The 19,857-nt window shown below is 59.2% G+C and carries 17 protein-coding genes; 8 read left to right on the top strand and 9 right to left on the bottom strand.

Annotated elements, in window-relative coordinates:
* Window position 1 precedes the first annotated feature (1 nt).
* The gene (locus tag AADH44_RS04915) at window positions 2-175 is read right to left on the bottom strand and encodes a hypothetical protein (protein ID WP_341954396.1); all 174 of its coding nucleotides are present in this window, start codon (window positions 173-175) and stop codon (window positions 2-4) included.
* Between the two features lie 420 nt (window positions 176-595).
* Between AADH44_RS04915 and AADH44_RS04910 the strand changes: the two genes are divergently transcribed.
* Entirely contained in the window at window positions 596-4,408 is a 3,813-nt protein-coding gene (locus AADH44_RS04910; protein WP_341954394.1) for a hypothetical protein, read from the top strand.
* Window positions 4,409-4,479: 71 nt separating this feature from the next.
* Here AADH44_RS04910 and AADH44_RS04905 read toward each other — a convergent pair whose 3' ends face one another.
* Complete coding sequence (locus AADH44_RS04905) at window positions 4,480-5,127, bottom strand: response regulator transcription factor (RefSeq protein ID WP_341954392.1); 648 nt, start codon at window positions 5,125-5,127, stop codon at window positions 4,480-4,482.
* A 10-nt stretch (window positions 5,128-5,137) separates the two neighbouring features.
* Window positions 5,138-6,508 (bottom strand): sensor histidine kinase, encoded by a 1,371-nt coding sequence (locus AADH44_RS04900; RefSeq protein WP_341954390.1) that lies wholly within the window; start codon window positions 6,506-6,508, stop codon window positions 5,138-5,140.
* Between the two features lie 229 nt (window positions 6,509-6,737).
* Between AADH44_RS04900 and AADH44_RS04895 the strand changes: the two genes are divergently transcribed.
* Window positions 6,738-7,226 carry a DNA starvation/stationary phase protection protein gene (locus tag AADH44_RS04895; RefSeq protein ID WP_341954388.1) on the top strand — a complete coding sequence of 163 codons (489 nt, stop codon included), beginning with the start codon at window positions 6,738-6,740 and terminating at the stop codon, window positions 7,224-7,226.
* A gap of 21 nt (window positions 7,227-7,247) precedes the next feature.
* Here AADH44_RS04895 and AADH44_RS04890 read toward each other — a convergent pair whose 3' ends face one another.
* Genes AADH44_RS04890 through AADH44_RS04875 form a run of 4 tightly spaced genes read right to left on the bottom strand, consistent with a single transcriptional unit; the run spans window position 7,248 to window position 10,776 of the window.
* Complete coding sequence (locus AADH44_RS04890) at window positions 7,248-8,693, bottom strand: amidohydrolase (RefSeq protein WP_341954386.1); 1,446 nt, start codon at window positions 8,691-8,693, stop codon at window positions 7,248-7,250.
* Window positions 8,680-9,303 carry an FMN-binding negative transcriptional regulator gene (locus tag AADH44_RS04885; protein WP_341954384.1) on the bottom strand — a complete coding sequence of 208 codons (624 nt, stop codon included), beginning with the start codon at window positions 9,301-9,303 and terminating at the stop codon, window positions 8,680-8,682. Before AADH44_RS04885 ends, AADH44_RS04890 begins: the two co-directional genes overlap by 14 nt.
* A gap of 1 nt (window position 9,304) precedes the next feature.
* Window positions 9,305-10,288: a DNA-formamidopyrimidine glycosylase family protein gene (locus AADH44_RS04880; RefSeq protein ID WP_341954382.1), complete on the bottom strand. Its 984-nt coding sequence runs from the start codon at window positions 10,286-10,288 to the stop codon at window positions 9,305-9,307.
* On the bottom strand, window positions 10,288-10,776 hold the full coding sequence (locus tag AADH44_RS04875; protein ID WP_341954380.1) for a ribose-5-phosphate isomerase: 489 nt from the start codon (window positions 10,774-10,776) through the stop codon (window positions 10,288-10,290). The genes AADH44_RS04880 and AADH44_RS04875 overlap by 1 nt, the downstream gene beginning before the upstream one ends.
* Window positions 10,777-10,882: 106 nt before the next feature.
* Here AADH44_RS04875 and pepN point away from each other — a divergent pair, with 106 nt between their 5' ends.
* From pepN to AADH44_RS04860, 3 genes are all read left to right on the top strand, one after another.
* Window positions 10,883-13,423 carry an aminopeptidase N gene (gene pepN, locus AADH44_RS04870; RefSeq protein WP_341954378.1) on the top strand — a complete coding sequence of 847 codons (2,541 nt, stop codon included), beginning with the start codon at window positions 10,883-10,885 and terminating at the stop codon, window positions 13,421-13,423.
* 74 nt (window positions 13,424-13,497) lie between these two features.
* Window positions 13,498-14,490 carry a mechanosensitive ion channel domain-containing protein gene (locus AADH44_RS04865; protein WP_341954377.1) on the top strand — a complete coding sequence of 331 codons (993 nt, stop codon included), beginning with the start codon at window positions 13,498-13,500 and terminating at the stop codon, window positions 14,488-14,490.
* A 149-nt stretch (window positions 14,491-14,639) separates the two neighbouring features.
* Window positions 14,640-15,011 (top strand): globin, encoded by a 372-nt coding sequence (locus AADH44_RS04860; protein ID WP_341954919.1) that lies wholly within the window; start codon window positions 14,640-14,642, stop codon window positions 15,009-15,011.
* Window positions 15,012-15,078: 67 nt separating this feature from the next.
* Here the strand turns inward: AADH44_RS04860 and AADH44_RS04855 are convergent, their stop codons facing one another.
* A complete protein-coding gene (locus tag AADH44_RS04855) occupies window positions 15,079-15,531 on the bottom strand; it encodes a heavy metal-responsive transcriptional regulator (protein ID WP_341954375.1) in 453 nt (150 codons plus the stop codon).
* A 54-nt stretch (window positions 15,532-15,585) separates the two neighbouring features.
* Here AADH44_RS04855 and AADH44_RS04850 point away from each other — a divergent pair, with 54 nt between their 5' ends.
* The 3 genes from AADH44_RS04850 (at window position 15,586) to AADH44_RS04840 (ending at window position 17,630) form a co-directional block, all read left to right on the top strand.
* On the top strand, window positions 15,586-15,882 hold the full coding sequence (locus AADH44_RS04850) for a thioredoxin family protein (RefSeq protein ID WP_341954373.1): 297 nt from the start codon (window positions 15,586-15,588) through the stop codon (window positions 15,880-15,882).
* Between the two features lie 89 nt (window positions 15,883-15,971).
* Entirely contained in the window at window positions 15,972-17,324 is a 1,353-nt protein-coding gene (locus AADH44_RS04845; protein ID WP_341954372.1) for an NAD(P)/FAD-dependent oxidoreductase, read from the top strand.
* Window positions 17,325-17,396: 72 nt separating this feature from the next.
* The gene (locus AADH44_RS04840; protein WP_341954370.1) at window positions 17,397-17,630 is read left to right on the top strand and encodes a hypothetical protein; all 234 of its coding nucleotides are present in this window, start codon (window positions 17,397-17,399) and stop codon (window positions 17,628-17,630) included.
* A 181-nt stretch (window positions 17,631-17,811) separates the two neighbouring features.
* On the opposite strand, the gene AADH44_RS04835 is transcribed toward AADH44_RS04840, so the two are convergent.
* Window positions 17,812-19,791 carry an AAA family ATPase gene (locus AADH44_RS04835; RefSeq protein WP_341954368.1) on the bottom strand — a complete coding sequence of 660 codons (1,980 nt, stop codon included), beginning with the start codon at window positions 19,789-19,791 and terminating at the stop codon, window positions 17,812-17,814.
* Window positions 19,792-19,857: the final 66 nt, after the last annotated feature.

The following is a 19,857-nucleotide window of genomic DNA, read 5'->3' as shown; positions in this document are numbered from 1 at the left end:
TCTAGCTGTCGATTCGCTTCATGATGTGGACAGGGATAAATACACCGAGGCTCGTGACGAGAATTCCGCCAAGAAAGACAACCGACTCAAGGCCCTCAACATAAAATGCTTCGCCCATCATGTAAATTCCGCCGACAAAGAGCGCCAAAGAGATTACGAAACCAAAGATGTTCACACGTCTATCTTACTCACGCTCAGCACAGCTCTCGAAGACGCGCGAGGTGCCAATTGACTCTTGTAGTGCGAGAATCGTGCCCCCTATACTGGGGATAGCCGTTTCCCCGAACAGATCCTCCGCGGCTGGATCACACGTCGCACCCGTATCGCCCACCGCGGCAGGGCACCTTGGACTCCCCCGATGTCTACTACAGCTACTCAACTTCCTCCCTTTGGTTGGTACCCAGACCCCGCCGGCAGTCATATGCTGCGCTGGTGGGATGGTCAAGCATGGACTAACCGTCTTGAAAAGCCTCGGCCCGAGATTCAGACGGCTAGGGGAGTCAGCCAGCAACAATCCACACTTTCTCGACTTATCGCTTCCTAAGCAAAAGTCAGCGGTACTCTGGGCACTCCTCCCGAAAGGAGTCCAGGGTAAATGGTCGATGCACGACGTTCCTTCATTGAACATGTAGGTCACGTACTTTTTCCGCGTGGCCCTAAGGACCTCACCGACATCTCACGGTGTCCGGCGTGTTTTGTGCAACTTTCCGGTTCCTCGGTCTGTTCGAACTGCAACCTCGATCTCAACCACCCTGACGCGCATCTGCTGCGGCAGGCTTCGCTTTCGGTAGCTGATGCTCTGGATGCTCGGCTCGAGTTGATCGGAAAGATCCGGTTCGAGACCACCGTCGAGCGCGCCCGAGCTGCAGCAGAGGTCAACGCTCATGCCCATGCTCATGCCCATGCCCATGCCCGCGCATCCACCTCGAGCCCCGTGGGGGGTCGCGGTGACGATATTCCTGATTCCGGCCAGCAGGTTTCCGATGCGCCGCCCTCCCGGTCGCACTCTGGCATCCAAGTATTGCTGCTCATCGTCGGCGTCTCTCTCCTCTCCGTCGGCGCAATCTTCTTTCTCATTTACGCGTTCCTCACCTTCGGGCTCATCTGGCGTTCTGCGATCATCGCGAGTATCACGATCGCCAGCATTGTGGGTGCCTCGACGGTCAAACGACGCGGGCTCTCCGCTACCGCCGAAGCGCTCTCAGCTCTCGCCGTCGTCTTTGTCGTGCTCGATATTTACGCGCTGCGTGCCAACGACCTGTTCGTAGTCGGGGACGCTGAAGGGCGCATGTATTGGGGCGCTGCCCTAGCGATCGCATCGCTGGGATTCATATACTGGCATCGATTGAGCAACCTCGTTCTGGTGAATGTTGTCGGGTTCATCGTCTTTCCGCCAGCAGTCGCACTGCTCGCCGCCGGGGTGATGGCCGATCGAGAATTCACTGCCGCCACCGTTGCCACGATGGCGGCCCTTGCTGCTGCCTCGCTCATCCATGTCGTCGCTGCGCACGGCGCCTATAGCGCGATCGTAGAACGCACGGTGACTCTGGCGTATGCGATGCTCGCCTTCGCAGTCGGGCTCGTGGGCGGCACTGTTGAGAGTCTGTTCTCCATCAATGGCAACGTTGGGGCGTGGATGCTCGCCCTCGCCGTCATCGCCGCGATCCACAGCGCTGCTGCACACCGCACTCGGCTGCCCGCAGCCGTACGCAACGCATTCGCGACCGCTGGTGGTGTGCTTCTCGGCACAGCGCTGTGGACCCTGATCGTCGAGGGCACTAGAAGCAGTGCTGGCTCAACTACCAACCCCTCCATCGTTGTCGCCATTGTCGCGTCACTGACGGTCGCTGCGCTGTTCACTGAACTGAGTGGTCGACGACTCGGCCACGCCGCTCGATCTGCCACGCTGTGGGGTTCGCTGGGAGTATGGGCTGTGGTAGCAATTGCCACAATTGTTCCGCTGAGCCAGTCCGCGGTGGTGGCTCTGCAGTATGCCGGCCTGCAGGAACTGCGTCGCACGACGCTCGGGAACGCGACCTTCGACATCATTGCGAACGGCTGGCCGCAAATTGCGATCCTGATAGTGCCGATCGCTATGGCTGTGGCGTGGAGCGCTACCGGTCAACTTCGTGCCCGCATTCATCTCGTGCTTGCCGGCGCCGGTCTTGCACTCTCGCTGAGTGCTCCGCTGACCGGCACACTCCTCAGCGCAGTGCTGACGTGGCTTGCGCTGACGACTGCGGCACTCGTGATCATCGCGATTGATCGGAAGCGTCGCGGCGCACGCCGAACCCACCTGACCGTCGCGGCCGGCGGGCTTCTGCCGCTAATTCTCGCGTACAGCTCTAGCTGGTCAAGTCACGAGACCTGGGCATTCACCAGCGTCACGACCGTTGGGCTCCTTATTGCGGCACGCTACCTCGTCGATGTGATCGCCGTGCGAGCGACACTGCTCGGCACTGCCGCAGTTGTGTTGCTGGTCGCGGCAGGTGCCATAGGTGAACAGCTGCAGTTCGCTCTCACCAACGACGGGCCCAACCCGCTCGAATCGTGGCTTGCTATTGTCATCGCTGCCGTGGCGCTGCTCACGCTCTCACTATGGAAGCGCAACCCCGCCCTTCAGTCTGCCGAGCGGCTCACGCTCTGGTGGATTGGCACCAGCAGTACAGTTCTCGCCGGCACCATCCTCTGGGATGCGTCAGCGAACGGTGCTCCCTTGGTTACCGCACCACTCGCGCTCAATCTGCACCTCGTCAGTGTGATCGCTGCCGTGCTCTTTGTGACAATGCTCGGCATCACCATGGTGGGCCGTGGCCTGCAGCAGCACACCGCCGAACGCTTCGTTGCGGCCGCACTACTCGCACCCGCATCGGTGTGGGGTCTCGACAGCGCAAGCCGAGCTATTGGACTCGGCGACATCGCCATCCAACTCGCCCCCGCAACGGCATCCGTTGTGGTGGGCGCGCTGAGCATGGCGCTCCGGGTACGAGGAGAACACACTGAGGTTCGCCGCATCAGTGAACTCAGCGCACTCGCCGTCGCCGGCCTCACCGCGGCAAGCATCATTTTCGAGCCACATGAACATCATTGGCTCATTGCGCTTCTCGTCGCGATCACACTATTGCTCGCATCAATAGCGCGTGACGGAGTATTCGGATCCCCGTCGCCCCGGCGCCACATAATCTGGGCTGCCGTCGGTTTCGCCACGTGGGCGCTATGGTTGCGTCTCGACCAATACCGAGTGGATGCTCTCGAAGCCTACGTTCTCCCGCTCGCTGCCATCGTGCTCACAATTTCGATCTTCATCGCACGAGCTGAGTTACGGGAATCACGAGTCAAGTCCGCACCCGCGATTGCCCTCATCGGACTGCTCATCGCGATCCTGCCACTCTCACTCAACGCCGCGAGCGGAACAGGACTGCGCACGCTAGTAATCTCAGGGCTCTGCGGTGCACTCTTGCTCATTGCATCCTTCGTTGAGCCGCGTGCACGACTCGGTGACTTCTGGGGAATCGCAATCGTTGCATCCGGTATCGGCCTCGTCGTCGCCACCGCGTCACGCACGATTGTCATGGTTATCGAAAACCGCAGTGCACTGCCCGAGCTCGACTCATGGCTGCTCGGCGCCGTCGCAGCAATGGCGCTCGCAAGCTTCGGACTCGCCTCAACAGGATTCTCCCGCGATGCCGCCTACGCTCGCTGGGCGGCAACAAGCGAAGTGCTACTCGGCACCGCCATCGTGTTGCTCTATGCGATCGAAACGTTCGTTCTTCTCGACGCTGGCGATCGCGACCGACCGCTCGATAACATCCGCATCGTCGTGCTCGTCGCCCTAGGCGGGGCACTTTTGCTTCTCAGCACACGCACAGCAAGTCGCCCGCCTACTGCCCGCTTAAGCTATCTCGCTTTCGGGCTCGCAATTGTTGTGGGAGTGATCGCATACTTTGGCGACCTCATCAGGCCCCTTGAATGGGTCACGGTGATTCTCGGCATCGCTTTGCTCGCTAACGGTGGATTGCGCATGCTCCACAACCCAGATGTTCGGAGTTTCAGATCGCTCAGCGCTGGGCTCATCGTGACACTCGTTCCTAGCCTCATCGCCACGTTCATCAACACCGAAAGCGCGGACACATCTTGGCGCGTCGTCGCCCTCGGAATCGCCTGCGTACTCGCGATCGTAGTCGGCACCTGGGTGAAGCTGCAGGCACCGCTGCTCATTGGAACAATCGTTGTGTTGATTCACGCAGCACATACCTTTGCTCCTGCGTTAGTGCGGTTCTATCAACTCACCGACTGGTGGGTATGGGCAGTTATCGGCGGCGCGATTGTGTTGTTCCTTGGCATCACGCTTGAGCGGCGCATCCGTGATCTCACAACCCTCAACGCTCGATTTAGCTCATTGCGCTAGTCAGCACGCCCACCCAGCAAGGTCGGGCGGCGCCCAGACGTTGGCCATGCCCGCAGAGACCATGGTGAGAACTAACGTTGCAGCCAGGTCAGCACCGCCAGAACACGGCGGTGATCGCTGCCCGAATCTTCGAGGTTGAGCTTCTGAAAAATCGCGGTCACATTCTTTTCTACCGCGCCGACCCCAATCACCAATTGCTTCGCGATCGCCGCATTCGTGCGGCCCTCGGCCACCAGAGTCATCACCTCATGCTCTCGCGGCGTCAACGTCATCAACGGATCCTGTCGCCGTCCCACTAATTGCGCAACGACCTCAGGATCAAGAACAGTGCTGCCAGCTGATATCCGCTCCACTGCGTCACGCAACTCGTCGAGCGAGGCCACTCGATCCTTCAGTAGGTAGCCAACACCACCGCGTCCCGAAGAGAGCAACTCTTGGGCATAGACGACCTCGACATACTGCGACAACAGGAGGATACCGACGTGTGGTCGCAATTCGCGAAGCCGGATCGCGGCACGCACCCCTTCATCGCGGAAGGTTGGCGGCATCCGAACGTCGAGCACTACCAGATCAGGCGCACACTCATCGAGGTTGGCGAGCAACTCTTCAGCGTCACCAAACGCACCAACGACGTCGAAACCGGCTTCCACCAGCACACGCACGAGCCCCTCGCGCAGCAAGACCGAATCGTCGGCAACAGCAACACGCAAAGGGCTCATGCGCTCAAGACTAGAGGGCAACGGCGGCTCGATCTGCACCGGTCTTGGGCAATGGCAGGAACGCCGTCACCGAAGTGGGCCCACCAGCAGGACTATCGATGGCCAGCCGACCAGCGACACCACGCACACGTTCTTCGATACCGGCCAGTCCATGCTCGGCGGCAACCTCAGCACCGCCGCGACCGTTGTCGGTCACCTGAACCTCAAGGGATGCCTTGTCGGCGTCGTCTTCCACGGTCAGGTGGATCTCCGCCGCCGTTGCCTGAGAATGCTTAGCGACATTCGTCACCAGCTCAGACACAACGAAGTAGGCGGCGCGCTCAATCTCGCTCGGTATCACTACACCGTCAGGAACACTCGACTGCACCGTCGTTGGCACTATTGCCCGCGAAGAAACCGACTCGAGCGCTGCGAGAAGTCCTCGGTCTAAGAGCAGTGGCGGCGCGAAACCACGGGATAGTGCCCTCAACTCTTCGAGGGCCTCGGCTGACTGAGTTTGTGCTTCCGTAATCATCTGCCGTGCGAGCTCGGGGTTGGTGTCAAGTTGACGCTCGGCCGCGGCCAGATCCATCTGAAGTCGCACGAGTCGCTGCTGCGGACCGTCGTGGATGTCGCGCTCAAGTCTACGAAGAGAGTGACCTTCTGCCGATAGCGCTGCTCCTCGTGATGCCTCAAGCGATTCGACCTCACGGCGGAGCCCGTCAGAGCGGAATGCCGAGAGCGTGCCTTTCGCTAGCCACCACTGCGTCATAACGAGGCCGCGAGTAACGAATGGCAGCGTTGCGATGAAGATGAGACCGATGACGAAAGCAACCAGATTGTCTGCGAGTTCACGATTCCAAGTGGTGGTGTTGATGCCGAAAAGCCCAAAGAACCATGCTGCAAGTGACCAGTCTGAGTTGTTCGGGCCAACCTCTCCACGAATGAACCAGGCGGAGACACCGGTGAGCCCAACGACGAGCCATGAGAAGGCGATTGCCCACGTGATGACGCTGAGAACGAAACCAAGGAGCGCCGTGTGGAGAAGATATAGCCAGTAGTGCCCGTTTCCGAGTACGGCAGAAAGCCAGCCGCCGAAACCTGTCGCAGCTTGATCATCTCGCCAGTCAGGGCGTTCCAGTTTCTTGCGTCCGGTCCACTCCAGGAGGTTCACGTGAACGAGCCCGAATCCGCGCGCAACATAGAGCGCGAGGATGAGAACGAAGAGTCCGATCAGGAAAGTAATGAGGGTTCCGAACCCGGCTGCAATGAGCGGAACGACCATGCTGAAGCCGGTGACCGCAATGGGAAAGCCCAGCATCAGGTAAAGCACCTCTTTGGGTGTGCTGCGCCACAGCGCCCAGTAGGGATTGCGGTGTGAAACTGCGGTCTGTGTAGTCATAGCTCTCTCGCTTTAGTCTTGCCTATTGTCATGGCATTTGTTCGCCGCATTCAGAATCGCGGTTTCGGAGGCTCAGGGACAGTGTGGATGCTCACAGAACGACAGTGGGGTTAGCCCCCGCTTGACCGCTGTAGCGCTGCCGACGGTGCTGGTTAGCGTTGCCTCAGCTTCCTTGTGAAATTTTTGCACCGCCGTAACGTTGTGTGTGAAGAACAACGAAGGAGCACAAATGACCGAGATTAAAGCAGTTCCACAGACCTCAGCAGACCCTGACGTCACCTCGGGTGTTGCCCAGTTTCTTGGCCCCGTAGTCACCGACCTCACTGCCCTGTCGATTGACGGCAAGCAGGCCCACTGGCACGTACGCGGTGCAAACTTTCAGGCCGTCCACGAGCTACTCGACGTAATCGTCGATCATGCCCGTGAGTGGGCAGATACCGCCGCAGAGCGCGTTGTTGCCCTCGGGCTCCCGATCGATGCCCGCACTCAGACGGTCGGAGCTAAGGCAACTACCCCCAGCATGACTGCAGGATTCCAGCAGTCAGACGACGTCATCGCCGAAGTGATCGCCGCTATCGATGCCACCCTCGTGACCGTACGTACCGCCGTTGACGAGCTCGGTGAGCTCGACAAGGTCAGCGAAGATGTCGCAATCGAAATCGCTCGCGGGCTTGAGAAGGACCGTTGGTTCCTCTTCGCCCACCTCGCCACTAAGTAACCTTTCTGGTGGTCGCTGCGCTTACAGTTCGTTGTGAGTAAAGCGACCATCAAGAATCGTCGCATCAACCCGCATCGACCGCAGTTCTTCACTACTGCAGTCGAGCGGGTTTTTTCGTGTCACCACAATGTCAGCAACTTCGCCAACAGCGATCGTTGACTGTGTCGAAGCGCGCAAGGCTTCTTCGACGGTGATGCACTGCTCCGGATGCCACGGCTCGCGCCCGTCGCGACTGCGGCTCACCGCTGCGGCAATCGTTGCCCACGGGTCGAGCGGCGCTACTGGTGAATCTGACCCCATGAGCAGTTCAGCGCCAGCGTCGAGCAACCGACGCAACGCGATGGTGCGGTCGGTGCGGCCTGCCCAGTAGACATCCGCTACGTCTCGATCGTCCATGGCGTGTTCGGGTTGAACGCTGGCGGCAACGCCGAGAGCCGCGAATCGGGGAAAGTCTTCTTCGGCAACCAACTGGGCGTGCTCGATTCGGCCCCGGCATCCGACTGCTTCAAAAGCGTCGAGTGCGAGCCGGTTGGCGTCATCACCAATTGCGTGAACTGCTGGTGAGAACCCGGCATCGCTCGCGGTGCGTATCCAGTCGATGAGCTCATCAGGGGGGATGTTCAGCATTCCCCGGTTGCCGCCATCGCCAGGGTACGGCTCCATGCAGTAGGCGGTTCGCGTGTTGAGCGAGCCGTCGGTGATGACCTTGAACGGGCCCACCTCGAGCAGCGGGGCCAACTGCTGGCCTGTTGCGAGCCCTTCCGCAATCGCACGCTCTAAGAATCGGGGGTAGACACCAACGCGCACCCGTAACAGGTCGAAACCCGCCGCCATACGGCGGCGCCAGTTCTCGAACTCCCACGTCATCTCAAGATCGACAATGCCGACAACTCCTCGTGATGCTGCTTCTTGTGCACTGTCACGAATCCAGACGTCGAGAATCTCGGGATCGACTCGGCTGAGCGCGCTTCCGACCGCGAATGCCTCTTCTTCGCGCAGAAACCCTGTCGGATGCTCGTAGAAACCGAATCGTTCTAGAGCGAGGCTATTGAGCCAGGAGGAGTGCAGGTCACCACTGATGAGGACGACAGCAATGTCGTAGACTGCGGAATCGAGCAGGGCCCGAGTTGGCTGGTCGGGCCACAGTGCATCACGAAATCCTTGACCGACAATCAGCCCATCGGTGTGTGCGAGGACGGAGGTGGCGATAGTGACCGCGACCTCTGTGGCTGACGTGGTGTGGCTGAGATCGAGCCGCTGGGACTGCTGCGCCCACATGCTGGAGTGCACGTGTTGATCCCAAAGCCCAGGCATGATCCAGCGACTGTCGAGGTCAACCACATCGTCAGCGCCGTGCGTGAGCTCAGCGTCGTGCGGTTCGATCGCGGTTATTTTTCCGCCGTCGACGAACACGTCAACACGACGAGATGCATCGTCACCGACGATGCGGGCGTTACTCAGTTTCACTCGGTGTAGCCCTTGTCATTTCTGCGGCCAGTTCTGGGCTAGCGTACGTGCCATTCGAGCTCAACTCATCCACAATGCGGTCTCGAACATCTGTCTTCTTGTTTTGGCTCATTTTCACCCGGGCATCGAACCGATCAATGACGATGCGCAGCCCCACTGTCCCTTTGGCAGTGTGGCGAGCGCCAGCCTCGTCGTCACTGAGGCTCACGGGATGCTCCACGTGGTGTTCGAAATGGTCAACGAGTTCACTCAGCACGCGGAAGTTCTCTTCCTCACTGAGAATTTCGGGGGTGCCATAGAGGTGAGCGGTCGCATGGTTCCAGGTGGGAATATTGTCGCCCTCCGGGTACCAGCTTGAGGAAATGTATCCGTGAGGGCCCTGAATGATGACGAGCACTTCGTGTTGCCCCAGCTCGTGCAGTTCATCGTCGGGCCGCCCGAAGTGGCTGACCAAACTAATCTGGTCGTCCCGTTCTTCGAGCATCATCGGGTAGTGCGAGGCCACCATGCCGCGAGAGGTTGGCGACACGATGGTGGCCCACGGGTGCTCGCGAATGAGTCGACGAATTTCGTGTGGGTCGGTTACAACATACGTGGGGGTGTGTCGCATCTCAGCCTCCTAGGGGCGCTTGGCAGTTGGGGCACCAGTACAGTTTGCGTGCGGACGCGAGCTCCATCACGATGTTGGTACCACAAACCCGGCACGGCAAGCCTTCGCGGTGATAAACCCAGTGACGATCGGCGCGGTTCGCGAGGGCGGCAGTGTATTCATCGGCGGTGAGGCCCTCTATGGTCATCATTTGGCCGGTGGTCACTCCGATCTCGAGCAGCGTTGCCCAGTCGCGCCAGAGTTCGTGCACCAGCTCCGCGGGGATGAGTTTGCCCGGCGTGTGGGGGTCGAGGCGAGCGCGGAACAAAATCTCGGCACGGTAGACGTTGCCGATGCCGCTGACGACCGACTGATCCATCAGCAGCAGCCCTATCGCGGTCTGCTTTTTGCCCACCGTTGCGACGAATCGCTCCTCAGCTTCGACTGGATCATCGACGAGCGGGTCGGGGCCGAGCTTGTTGAGCGCGACCTGCACCTCGTCGGGCGTGAGCACTTCGCACGCAGTGGGCCCACGCAGGTCGGCACACGTGTCGGTGGTGAGCAGGCGCACGCGCACGGCCCCTATGGGTTCTGGCGGAAAGTCAGTGATCTCTTCGCTGGCTTTCTCCTGCTCCGCCATCCTCAGCCGTGTGCGACGCGGGGCTCCGATGCTCGCGAGGGAGTCTTCGTGCTCCCCCACCACGGTGCCGTGCTGGTTTGTTTGCCCCATCCGCCCCGAAGCGGATGCCGTGGTTGCATCGGCGGTGAAGTTACCGGCGAAATCCCAGGCTCCGTAAAGCCCAAGGTGCACGCGCAGCCAGCGGTCGTGCTCAAATTCGAGGAACATTTGTTTGCCCACGGCTTTGGCGCTGAGCATCCGCAGTCCATCAATGCGTTCAGCTCCGGCAGCGAACCGACCTTGAGGGGACGACACCGCCACGTGCTTGCCGACGAAATGCAGCGCGAATTGTCGTGCGATGCGATGTACGGAGTGCCCTTCAGGCATTACGGCTCGAAGGGGTGCGCCGCAATGGCACCGGTCGTTTCGTACTCGGCGAGCTGCGCGATGCGCCGGACGTGACGCTCCTCGCCCGAGAACGGTTCAGCGATGAACAGGTCAATGAAGCGGGTTGCTTCGTCTACGGTGTGCTGGCGTGCGCCAATCGAGATGACGTTGGCATCGTTGTGCTGTCGTGCCAGTGTTGCGGTCGAGTCGTTCCAGACGAGGGCTGCACGGATGCCCGTCACCTTATTTGCGGCAATCTGCTCACCGTTGCCCGAACCTCCGAAAACGACGCCCAGTGCTTCGACACCGGCCGCCTGGTCAGCCGCGACGGCACGCGCTGCGGCAATGCAGAAGCCAGGGTAATCGTCGAGCGCATCGTATTCTGCCGGGCCATGGTCAATGACTTCGTGACCCGCATCGGCGAGGTGCTGCTGAAGGGTGGCACTGAACTCAAGGCCGGCATGATCGGTGGCGATATGGATGCGCATTCGTCCAGTCTACGGTCGCCTGTGAGCGCTAGTGCTTACATTTGAGGGGCGCGGCATAAGGTAGGTAGGTGCGGTCACAAACCGCCCCCAAACGAAGGAGTTGTACGTGCCCGGAGAGAACCTCACCCGAGTTGAAGCCCAAGAGCGTAAGGCGATTGTCAGCGTTGACAGCTACGAGATTGCCCTCGACCTCACTACGGGAGCCGAAACCTTTAAGAGCAGCACGACTGTTCGTTTTAGCGCCACTTCTGGCGCATCCACTTTCATTGATGCGATCACTCGCACCGTGCATTCGGTGACGCTCAATGGCACCGCGCTCGATGTCTCCGCCGTGAACGATGGTGTGCGCATCGAACTCGACAATCTTGCTGAGAGCAATGTGCTTGAGGTTGTGGCGGATGCCGAATACACCAACACTGGTGAGGGTCTGCACCGCTTCGTTGACCCCGTTGATGATGAGGTGTACCTCTACTCGCAGTTCGAGGTGCCGGATTCCCGCCGGGTGTTTGCTGTCTTTGAGCAGCCTGACCTGAAAGCAACGTTCGCGTTCACGGTGACGGCACCGGCGCGCTGGGCTGTCATCAGCAACTCCCCCACACCCGAGCCGGTGGTGGATGGCGAGAACGCTACTTGGAACTTCCCGGCGACGCAGATCATGTCGAGCTACATCACCGCGATTGTGGCGGGCCCGTATGCCGAGGTTCGTGATGAGCTCACCTCAAGCGATGGCCGCGTCATCCCGCTCGGTATCTTCACTCGTGCGTCACTGAGCGAATTTCTCGACGCGGACTACATCTTTGAGAAGACCAAGCAGGGCTTCGAGTTCTTCGAGAAGCACTTTCAGTACCCGTACCCCTTCGAAAAGTACGACCAGATGTTCGTACCCGAGTTCAATGCGGGTGCTATGGAGAACGCGGGCGCTGTCACGTTCACCGAAACCTATGTGTTCCGCTCGAAGGTAACCGACGCCATCAAGGAACGTCGCGTTGTGACGATCCTGCACGAACTTTCCCACATGTGGTTCGGCGATCTTGTCACCATGAAGTGGTGGAATGATCTCTGGCTCAACGAATCTTTCGCTGAGTGGGCATCAACAATCGCGACCGCAGAAGCTACCGAGTGGACTGGCGCGTGGACGACGTTCCAGGCGATGGAGAAGAGCTGGGCGTACAAGCAGGACCAGCTTCCCTCCACCCACCCCGTGTATGCCTCCATCAACGACTTGGATGATGTGCTCGTCAACTTCGATGGCATCACCTACGCGAAGGGCGGCTCAATTCTCAAGCAGCTCGTGGCGTGGGTTGGTCTTGAGGCATTCATGGCTGGTGTCGCGGCTTACTTCAAGAAGCACGCCTATGGCAACACTGAGCTGAAGGATTTGCTGGTTGAGTTGGAGAAGACCAGTGGCCGTGAGCTCATGGAGTGGAGCAAGCTCTGGCTTGAAACCGCTGGTGTTAACACGCTGCGCCCCGAAATCGTCACGGGCGAGGATGGCACTGTCGAGAGCTTCGCGATCGTTCAGACTGCTTCTGCCGACTACCCCACGATTCGCCCGCACCGTTTGGCGATCGGCTACTACTCGCTCGAGGGCGAAAAGCTTGTCCGTCACCACCGCATCGAGATTGATGTGGAGGGTGAGCGCACCGAGGTTCCCGAGTTGGTGGGAACGAAGCGCCCCGGTCTTGTGCTGATCAACGATGACGACCTCGCGTACGCGAAGATCCGTCTCGATGATGCTTCGCTCGAAGTTGCGATGAAGCACCTCTCCGACATCAGCGACCCGCTGGCTCGCGCCATTGTGTGGGGTGCTGCTTGGGATGCCGCCCGTGACGCCGAAACTGCGGCCAGTGACTATGTTGCGCTGGTTCTCGGCAACATTGCCTCGGAGAGCGAATCGACCACGATTCGCACGACTCTGGCGCAGCTGGTTCTCGTCGCACGTCAATATGTTGCTCCTGAGCGTCGTGCGGCCACCGTTGAGAAGCTCGGCAATGCGCTGTGGGCTCTCGCTCAGAGTGCTGAGGCGGGTTCGGATGCTCAATTCCAGTTCGTGAAGTACTTTGCGAGCGTTGCGTCGACCGAGGAACACGTCACCGTACTTCGTGCACTGCTCGGCGGCTCTACCACTCTCGACGGTCTTGAGATCGACACCGATTTGAGCTGGGAATTGCTTGAAGGTCTCGTGCTCAATGGCGCTGCCGACGAGGCTGAGATCGATGCTGCCCTGGCGAACGACAAGACTGCCAACGGCCAGCAAGCTGCAGCACGCGTGCGGGCTACGTTGCCGACCGAAGCCGGGAAGCGTGCCGCTTTTGCGTCGCTCGTAGACAGCGATGAGTCGCCGAACGCTATCGTGCGCAACGTAACCATGGGCTACACCCACGTGAATGATCCTGCTGTTCTCGAAGCCTTTGTGGCGCCGTATTTTGCGGCGGTCAACGATGTGTGGAAGAACCGTAGCTACTCGATTGCTGAGACGGTTCTCCGCGGCCTCTACCCGGCGCCTCTGGCCTCGCAGGAACTCGTGGATGCCACCAACGCGTGGCTCGAGGCAAACCCTGATGTGCCGGCCCTGCGCCGCATCATCGTAGAGAACCTTGCGGGTGTTGAGCGTGCTCTAATCGTGCAGGCTCGCGACAACTCGTAGCATTTAGCCGCCACACGGCGGGCATGACGGAGCCTAGCGGCGACTGTTCAGCAGTCGCTCGCTAGGCTCCCTGCATGGAAGATTTCACGTGGGGTGGCCTCTGGGCTGCCATCAGCGCCTTTTACGCGAGCTCGCCCCTGCTCAAGGGCCTTGCGATTGTCGTTGGTGCGTGGGTGCTGCGCTTCGTTCTCCTGTTCGTCATTAGGCGTGTCGTCGACCGCATCGTCAACGGGGTGAAGCACAAAGAAAATATTCACGACACTCAAGTTCTTCTGACATCGCCCTTGGCTGCCGTTCGGGTAGTCCAGCGCACGCGCACGCTCGGCGGGGTACTTTCCAGCCTCGTCACGGTCGTCATCGTGATCATTGTCCTGCTACTGCTCTTTAGTCTCTTTGCCGGGCCGAATGCCACGGGCGCCTTTGCCCTCATCACCGCCGCGACCGGTGCCGGTCTTGGTTTCGGCGCCCAGAACGTCGTGAAAGACGTGCTCAACGGTCTCTTCATGGTCGCGGAAGATCAGCTGGGCGTTGGCGACATCGTTGATCTCGGGCCTGCTGTCGGTGTTGTCGAATCTGTCGACATCCGCACCACTCAGGTTCGGGATGTCAATGGAACGCTCTGGTTTGTGCGCAACGGTGAAATCACTCGTGTCGGTAACATGTCGCAGGGCTGGGCGCGCGTGATTATTGATCTCGCAGTCCCGTATGACGCGGATGTGGATGCCGTGCAGGAGCGGATCTTGCAGACCGCTATCGAGCTTTCTCAAACCCATAAGTGGGCTACCCGTATTTTGGAGAAGCCCGAGATTTGGGGTATCGAATCCATTTCGGCTGAAGCTGTTGTGGTTAGGCTTGTGGTGAAGACGGCATCCGCGACGAAGGATGATGTTGCCCGTGAGCTGCGGAGTCGTCTGAAGAAGTCTTTGGATGAGATGGGTGTCAAGCTTCCCGCATTGAATTCGATCGTGTTGAGTGGGTTTGAGGGCGCGGCGAGTGTGCGCGGTGCACGTCCGCCGAAGACGCGGCCTGTTGCTGTGACCCTTCCTGAGGAGAAGCCGAACGAATGACTGAGTCTGAGAAAGTGACCGAGCCTGCACCTGTAGCGCCGGCTGATGCGACTGCGAGTGACGCTGCGAGTGCGGCTGTTCCGACGAAGCTTCCCAAGATTCGTCTGATCGCGAAGCCCGCGCTGACACCCGATGCTCCTGAGGACTCCATGTGGGAACTCATCGGCGGTCGTAACACGTTCGAGAAACTCGTGCGCCAGTTCTACGTGGGCGTGGCAACCGATGAGGTGCTGTTGCCGATGTATCCGGAGCAGCCTGACCTTGAGGGCGCTATCCAGCGGCTGACGGGCTTTCTGGAGCAGTATTGGGGCGGGCCAAACACCTATAGCCAGGAGCGCGGACACCCTCGCCTTCGGCAGCGCCACATGCCCTTCAAGGTGAACCCGGATGCTCGTGACCGCTGGTTACACCACATGCGCAACGCCCTCGATACTCTCGAATTGCCGCCGCTTTACGACGCCGAAATTTGGGCGTACCTCGACCGTGCCGCGCACGCCATGGTCAACACGTTTGAGGAGTAGACGCGCCTGACTGCTCACCATAGTTCACTCCGCATGTTGCGCCCGCGGTGCGACTGCGGCGTCGAACTTAGCGCGGAAAGGGTAGCGTCTCGACGCCCGATGCGCCTGTAATGGTTGGTGGCTGGGTACCCGTCATGATGGTGCAGATTTCTGCCTCGTTACAGTGGGCCGGGTCCAGACCTTGAGCGTCTTGGATGAGTCCCTTAAGTTCTGCTTCGAGAGCCGTTAGGTCTTTCAAGCGCTCGTGAATAACTTTCAGTTTGTGTTCGAGCAAGTTCGATACGTGTGTGCACGGAGCCTGGCCGGCATCACGGAGCGAGAGAACGCCCATGATCTCCGAAAGACTGAGTCCCGCGGCTTGGCTGTTTTGGATGAAAGTGACTCTATCGACGACGCTGGACTCGTAATCTCGATACCCGTTTTTCTGCCGCTGAGGCTGGGGTAGGAGTCCCTGCTTCTCGTAAAAACGAATCGTGTGTCGCGGAACGCCAAGGCGACCTGCGACTTCTCCAATAAGCATCTGCCAAGACTAGTGCTTGACCTTCAAGTGCACTTCAAGGTTTACGGTGAATGCATGGAGATCACACTGCAATACTTCGACGGCTGTCCCAACTGGAAGGTTGCCGATCAGCACATCAACGAGCTCGTAAAAGAGTTCCCGGAGATCACAGTGTCGCGACACTTGGTCGACACGATCGAAGAAGCTGAGCGCGTGGGGTTTCGGGGGTCACCAAGCATCCTCGTTGACGGCGTGGATCTCTTTGCTCAGGCGGACGAACCTGTAGGGCTTGCGTGCCGCAGATATCTCACCCCGGACGGCTTCGCGGGCTCGCCGACTGTTGAACAGCTGCGAGAGAAGCTGCACAGCTAACAGCCCACGGGCAGGCCCTTTGAGGCGCCGAGTCTCATGTTGCCGACACTCGCTACGCGAGCGTTCTCTCCCTAACCAAAGGATTCTCAATGACTGACCAATATGATCTGCTCGTAATCGGTGCCGGTATGGCGGGCATTGCCGCAGCGAAAAAGACTGCGTCGCGCGGGTGGCGCGTCGCCATCGTGGATGCGCTCCCGTATGGCGGTACCTGCGCACTTCGAGGATGCGACCCCAAAAAGATCCTTCGGCGCGCTGCGGAGATCGTTGACTCTGCCCGCCTTTTTGCTGACAAAGGAATCAACGCGGATCAACTCAGCATTAACTGGGCTGACCTCATGGAACACAAGCACGGCTTCACCGATCCGGTCCCGCACAATATGGAGAAGGGGCTTCAATCGAGCGGCGTTGACACCCTCCATGGGATTGCGACATTTACTGACAACACCCACCTCGAAATCGACGGCAAAAACTTCCAGGCGAACAAGATTCTGATCGCTACCGGTGCGGTGCCGCGCGAACTGGACTTTCCCGGGCACGAATATCTCATTGACAGCACCGACTTCCTTAACCTCCCTGAGCTTCCACGACGGATTGCGTTCATCGGCGGTGGCTTCGTGTCGTTCGAGTTTGCGCACATCGCTGCCCGCGCGGGCAGTTCCCCGGTAGTGATCGACCGCGGCCGTATTCCGCTGAAGGGCTTTGACCCCGACCTAGTCGAACTCTTGCTGAAGCGCGGTGAAACCGCTGGCGTCGCGGTGCACCGCGAAACGACAATCGCGAGCGTCGTGAAGCTCGCCGAAGGATTTCGCGTCACTACGCAACAAGGCGGCAAGGAAGCCACGATGGAGGTTGATCTTGTTGTCCACGGTGCAGGACGCACAGCAGACCTCGATCGCCTGAACCTCGAAGCCGGTGACGTCACCTTCGGCCCCCGCGGCGTCCAAGTTTCGGAACACCTTCAGAGCACCACCAACCCTGACGTTTATGCGGCTGGCGATGCTGCAGACACCCCAGGGATGCCGCTGACACCGGTAGCGGTGTTCGAGGCGAAGATCGCGGCATCCAACATGTTGAAGCCGAATTCGGCAACACCGGATTACAGCGCCATCCCCACTGCGGTGTTCACCATTCCCGAGCTCGTCAGAGTCGGCATGCAGGAGCAGGAGGCCAAGGAAAGCGGACTCGACGTTGACGTGCGATTCACCGACACGAGCGGATGGTTCTCCAACTACCGAATTGGTGAAACGACCGGAGCGACAAAGATTTTGGTCGACAAGAGCACCGGCCGCATCATCGGTGCCCACCTCCTCGGTCACGACTATGCCGAACTCGCGAACACGATCGCTCTCGCCATGAAGAACGGTCTCACCACAAGACAAATCAAGTCAACAACCGCCGCTTACCCGTCGACAGGGTCAGACCTGGGGTCGATGATCTGACGCGGTGAGCCGCCCGGAGTGGTGCTGAGGTAGAGCGGCGGTGCTGCTGTCGGAAGGGCTGAGCGGCCATTTGTGAAGCGCCCCGAGGTTCGCATCATCGCGAAGCCGGCGGTGACCCCCGATGCTCCGGCCGATTCGATGTGGGAGCTCATCGGCGGTCGCGACACGTTCGAGAAGTTGGTGCGCGAGTTCTATTTGGGTGTTGCGACGGATGAGGCTCTGCTGCCGAAGTGCCCGGAACAGCCCGCAATCGTATCGGTAGTCAGAATGGCACGAGCGAAAGTCTGGGTGGTACCTGGCACGTGAAGCCCCGCAACAGGGCCAGCAACTTGGGCGAGGGCGACCGATTCCTTCACAACGCGAAGTGACAGAGCGTCTGCAGGGTGTTCTCAATAAGTTGGATCTTGGAACGCATCTATCTCAGCACCAAAGCCACACGAGTCCGCTGCGGTACCCCAGTCAGGCGCGGCAGCGAGTCAAGCGTTGACTAGGAGAAACTCGCTAGCACTTCTATCGCCGACTTGAGGTTCGCTGGCAAGTCCCCGCTGTCTGCATCGATAATCGCACTCCTGTAAGCGAAGAGATCCTTTTTCGTTCGCGAACGAACATCCCCGTCACCGTTTGCGAGGAGAGCCGAGACAAAGCTTGGCCAATTCGCGAGTTCCTCTTCAAGATCATCGTGCCAAAGTACGTAGTGGCTCGCGACGACTGTTAAACCACCGAACGTGACTGGGAGAACTCCTTGCACAGCGGTAGAGGCGGGAAGCCAGGTCGAAATCATTTCAGTTGATGCGCGATGGCTACCGTGAACGAGCGACTCCTTCGCTGTATCCGAGGGGTGCTTACGTTTCGCCCCTAAGAAGTCCCCGTCAGCATAGACGAACACGGGTATTTGAAGCGCGCGTAGAATTTCATAAGGGATTCGAAGACTTTCCTTGCTCGACACCTCGACAACCGAAATGCCTCGTGCATCTAGGGCAAGGTTGAGCTTGGATGCGAGCGCTTCCACGACAGCTCGATCGGTGTCTCCTTCCACCAACGCAACCGCGTCCGCGAAAAATCCTTCGGAGAATTCGGTTGGGACTCTCTTATCGACGATCTTTGCGATCTTGTCAGCCGGAATTCCGGTCGCGCTGCTGACTTCGTTGGCACTCGTCGCCGAGACTGTTGTTTGGCCGTTGATTAGGGTGAAACGACGCAAAGAAGAAAATTGCTCAGGCCGAACGAAATATGGGCTGTGGGTAGCCAGAATGACTTGGGCTCCCGGCTGGGCGCTCAAGGCCGTTAGAGTTCGAGCAAAGGCTCGTGCTCTGATCGGATGCTGGTAAATTTCCGGCTCTTCGACACCGATTATGAGGCTCGGAAGTTTCGCAAGTTCTAGTTCGAGTCGTTCATTCGCATGAGCTTCGTCTTCATCAGCTTCGCGGGTGTGGCTTCCTCGCGCCAATTCAGCATCTGGGACAAGAGCTTGAAACATCGAAATCATGACCGCGCGTTGGATTCCGTGCCCTTGCTTGCTCACATCATTAGTGACTCCATCGATCGTCACAGCTGTAGTCACGCTCGCGTCGGTCTTCGGCGTCCAGTCCGGAACTCTGGTCGTAAGTGCGATGCTCGCGTTTGGCACGAGCGAGGTCAACCGCGCATTAATACGCGTCGTTTGAACTCCAGTCGATGTCTCTACGCTTCGTTTGACGCGGGAGTTGAGCTCGCTGATCGCTGCTTCATTCTCGATCAGCCATTCCGTCTGGGCCCGCGCTCCTGCGTCTGACATGACAGCGCCGATAAGTTCATTTAGCGCCGATCCCTTGCCCGACTCCCCTACCTGACTAGAGATATCGGTTGCGGCCGGCACGAGGACGAATCGAACGCACTCTCGGATAACGTTCGGGCCATTTATACCGAACATGTGACTCGCGTCATCGTTGCGTATTTCAACGAGTTGCGAAGTACGGGAACTATCGCTTTCCCAGACCGCCAAGGCTTCGTGTACAGCGTCTTTGGAAGGCGAAGTACCTAAATCAGGTAGGTCAGTGAGAGATTCACGGAGGGTTGCGTAGGCACGCCGGAAATCCCCGACTTTGGTATAGCCACGAAGCTGCGCAAAGCCCGGACCTTGAAGCGCGTTGCCGATCACCTTGTCTTTCTGGTTCAGCGCCCATGTTCGCCGAAATGTCGCGGTGTCGCCGCGGCCGTACTGCGCGAGACGCAATCTGTCGTTCGCGGTCAGGCTTGAAAAGGTCACTGAGACTTCAACAACGCATTCCTCGGGTGGAGTCAGCTCCTCTTTGTAACCACACACATCAGAGGCAACGAGTGGTTTCCCGTTAAAGAACCAGTCCAGCGCGTAGAGAATAGATGACTTCCCTGCCCCATTTGCACCAACTAAAACCGAATAGTCATCGACGTCCAAGGTGACATCTTTCAAGCTCCGGTAGTTCTTAACTGTTACGCGACTTATCTGCATGCCCCGACCTTCGACGAATTTTAGTGAGTATGACACACTTTTTTTCGGAGTCGTAGCGGCAGGCGC

Origin of the sequence: Salinibacterium sp. TMP30, assembly GCF_038397785.1 — a bacterium.
Classification (GTDB): Bacteria; Actinomycetota; Actinomycetes; order Actinomycetales; family Microbacteriaceae; genus Rhodoglobus.
Note: the sequence above shows the minus strand (reverse complement) of the source record. Positions and strands in the feature narration are given on the sequence as shown.

Bases quoted from the DNA above. Each gene is read 5' to 3' on its own strand.
- AADH44_RS04835 (WP_341954368.1), bottom strand. From the start codon at position 19,791: ATGCAGATAAGTCGCGTAACAGTTAAGAACTACCGGAGCTTGAAAGAT.
- AADH44_RS04855 (WP_341954375.1), bottom strand. From the start codon at position 15,531: ATGCTTATTGGAGAAGTCGCAGGTCGCCTTGGCGTTCCGCGACACACG.
- AADH44_RS04885 (WP_341954384.1), bottom strand. From the start codon at position 9,303: ATGCGACACACCCCCACGTATGTTGTAACCGACCCACACGAAATTCGT.
- AADH44_RS04910 (WP_341954394.1), top strand. From the start codon at position 596: ATGGTCGATGCACGACGTTCCTTCATTGAACATGTAGGTCACGTACTT.
- AADH44_RS04905 (WP_341954392.1), bottom strand. From the start codon at position 5,127: ATGAGCCCTTTGCGTGTTGCTGTTGCCGACGATTCGGTCTTGCTGCGC.
- AADH44_RS04865 (WP_341954377.1), top strand. From the start codon at position 13,498: ATGGAAGATTTCACGTGGGGTGGCCTCTGGGCTGCCATCAGCGCCTTT.
- AADH44_RS04880 (WP_341954382.1), bottom strand. From the start codon at position 10,288: ATGCCTGAAGGGCACTCCGTACATCGCATCGCACGACAATTCGCGCTG.
- AADH44_RS04875 (WP_341954380.1), bottom strand. From the start codon at position 10,776: ATGCGCATCCATATCGCCACCGATCATGCCGGCCTTGAGTTCAGTGCC.
- AADH44_RS04895 (WP_341954388.1), top strand. From the start codon at position 6,738: ATGACCGAGATTAAAGCAGTTCCACAGACCTCAGCAGACCCTGACGTC.
- AADH44_RS04900 (WP_341954390.1), bottom strand. From the start codon at position 6,508: ATGACTACACAGACCGCAGTTTCACACCGCAATCCCTACTGGGCGCTG.
- AADH44_RS04845 (WP_341954372.1), top strand. From the start codon at position 15,972: ATGACTGACCAATATGATCTGCTCGTAATCGGTGCCGGTATGGCGGGC.
- AADH44_RS04860 (WP_341954919.1), top strand. From the start codon at position 14,640: ATGTGGGAACTCATCGGCGGTCGTAACACGTTCGAGAAACTCGTGCGC.
- AADH44_RS04850 (WP_341954373.1), top strand. From the start codon at position 15,586: ATGGAGATCACACTGCAATACTTCGACGGCTGTCCCAACTGGAAGGTT.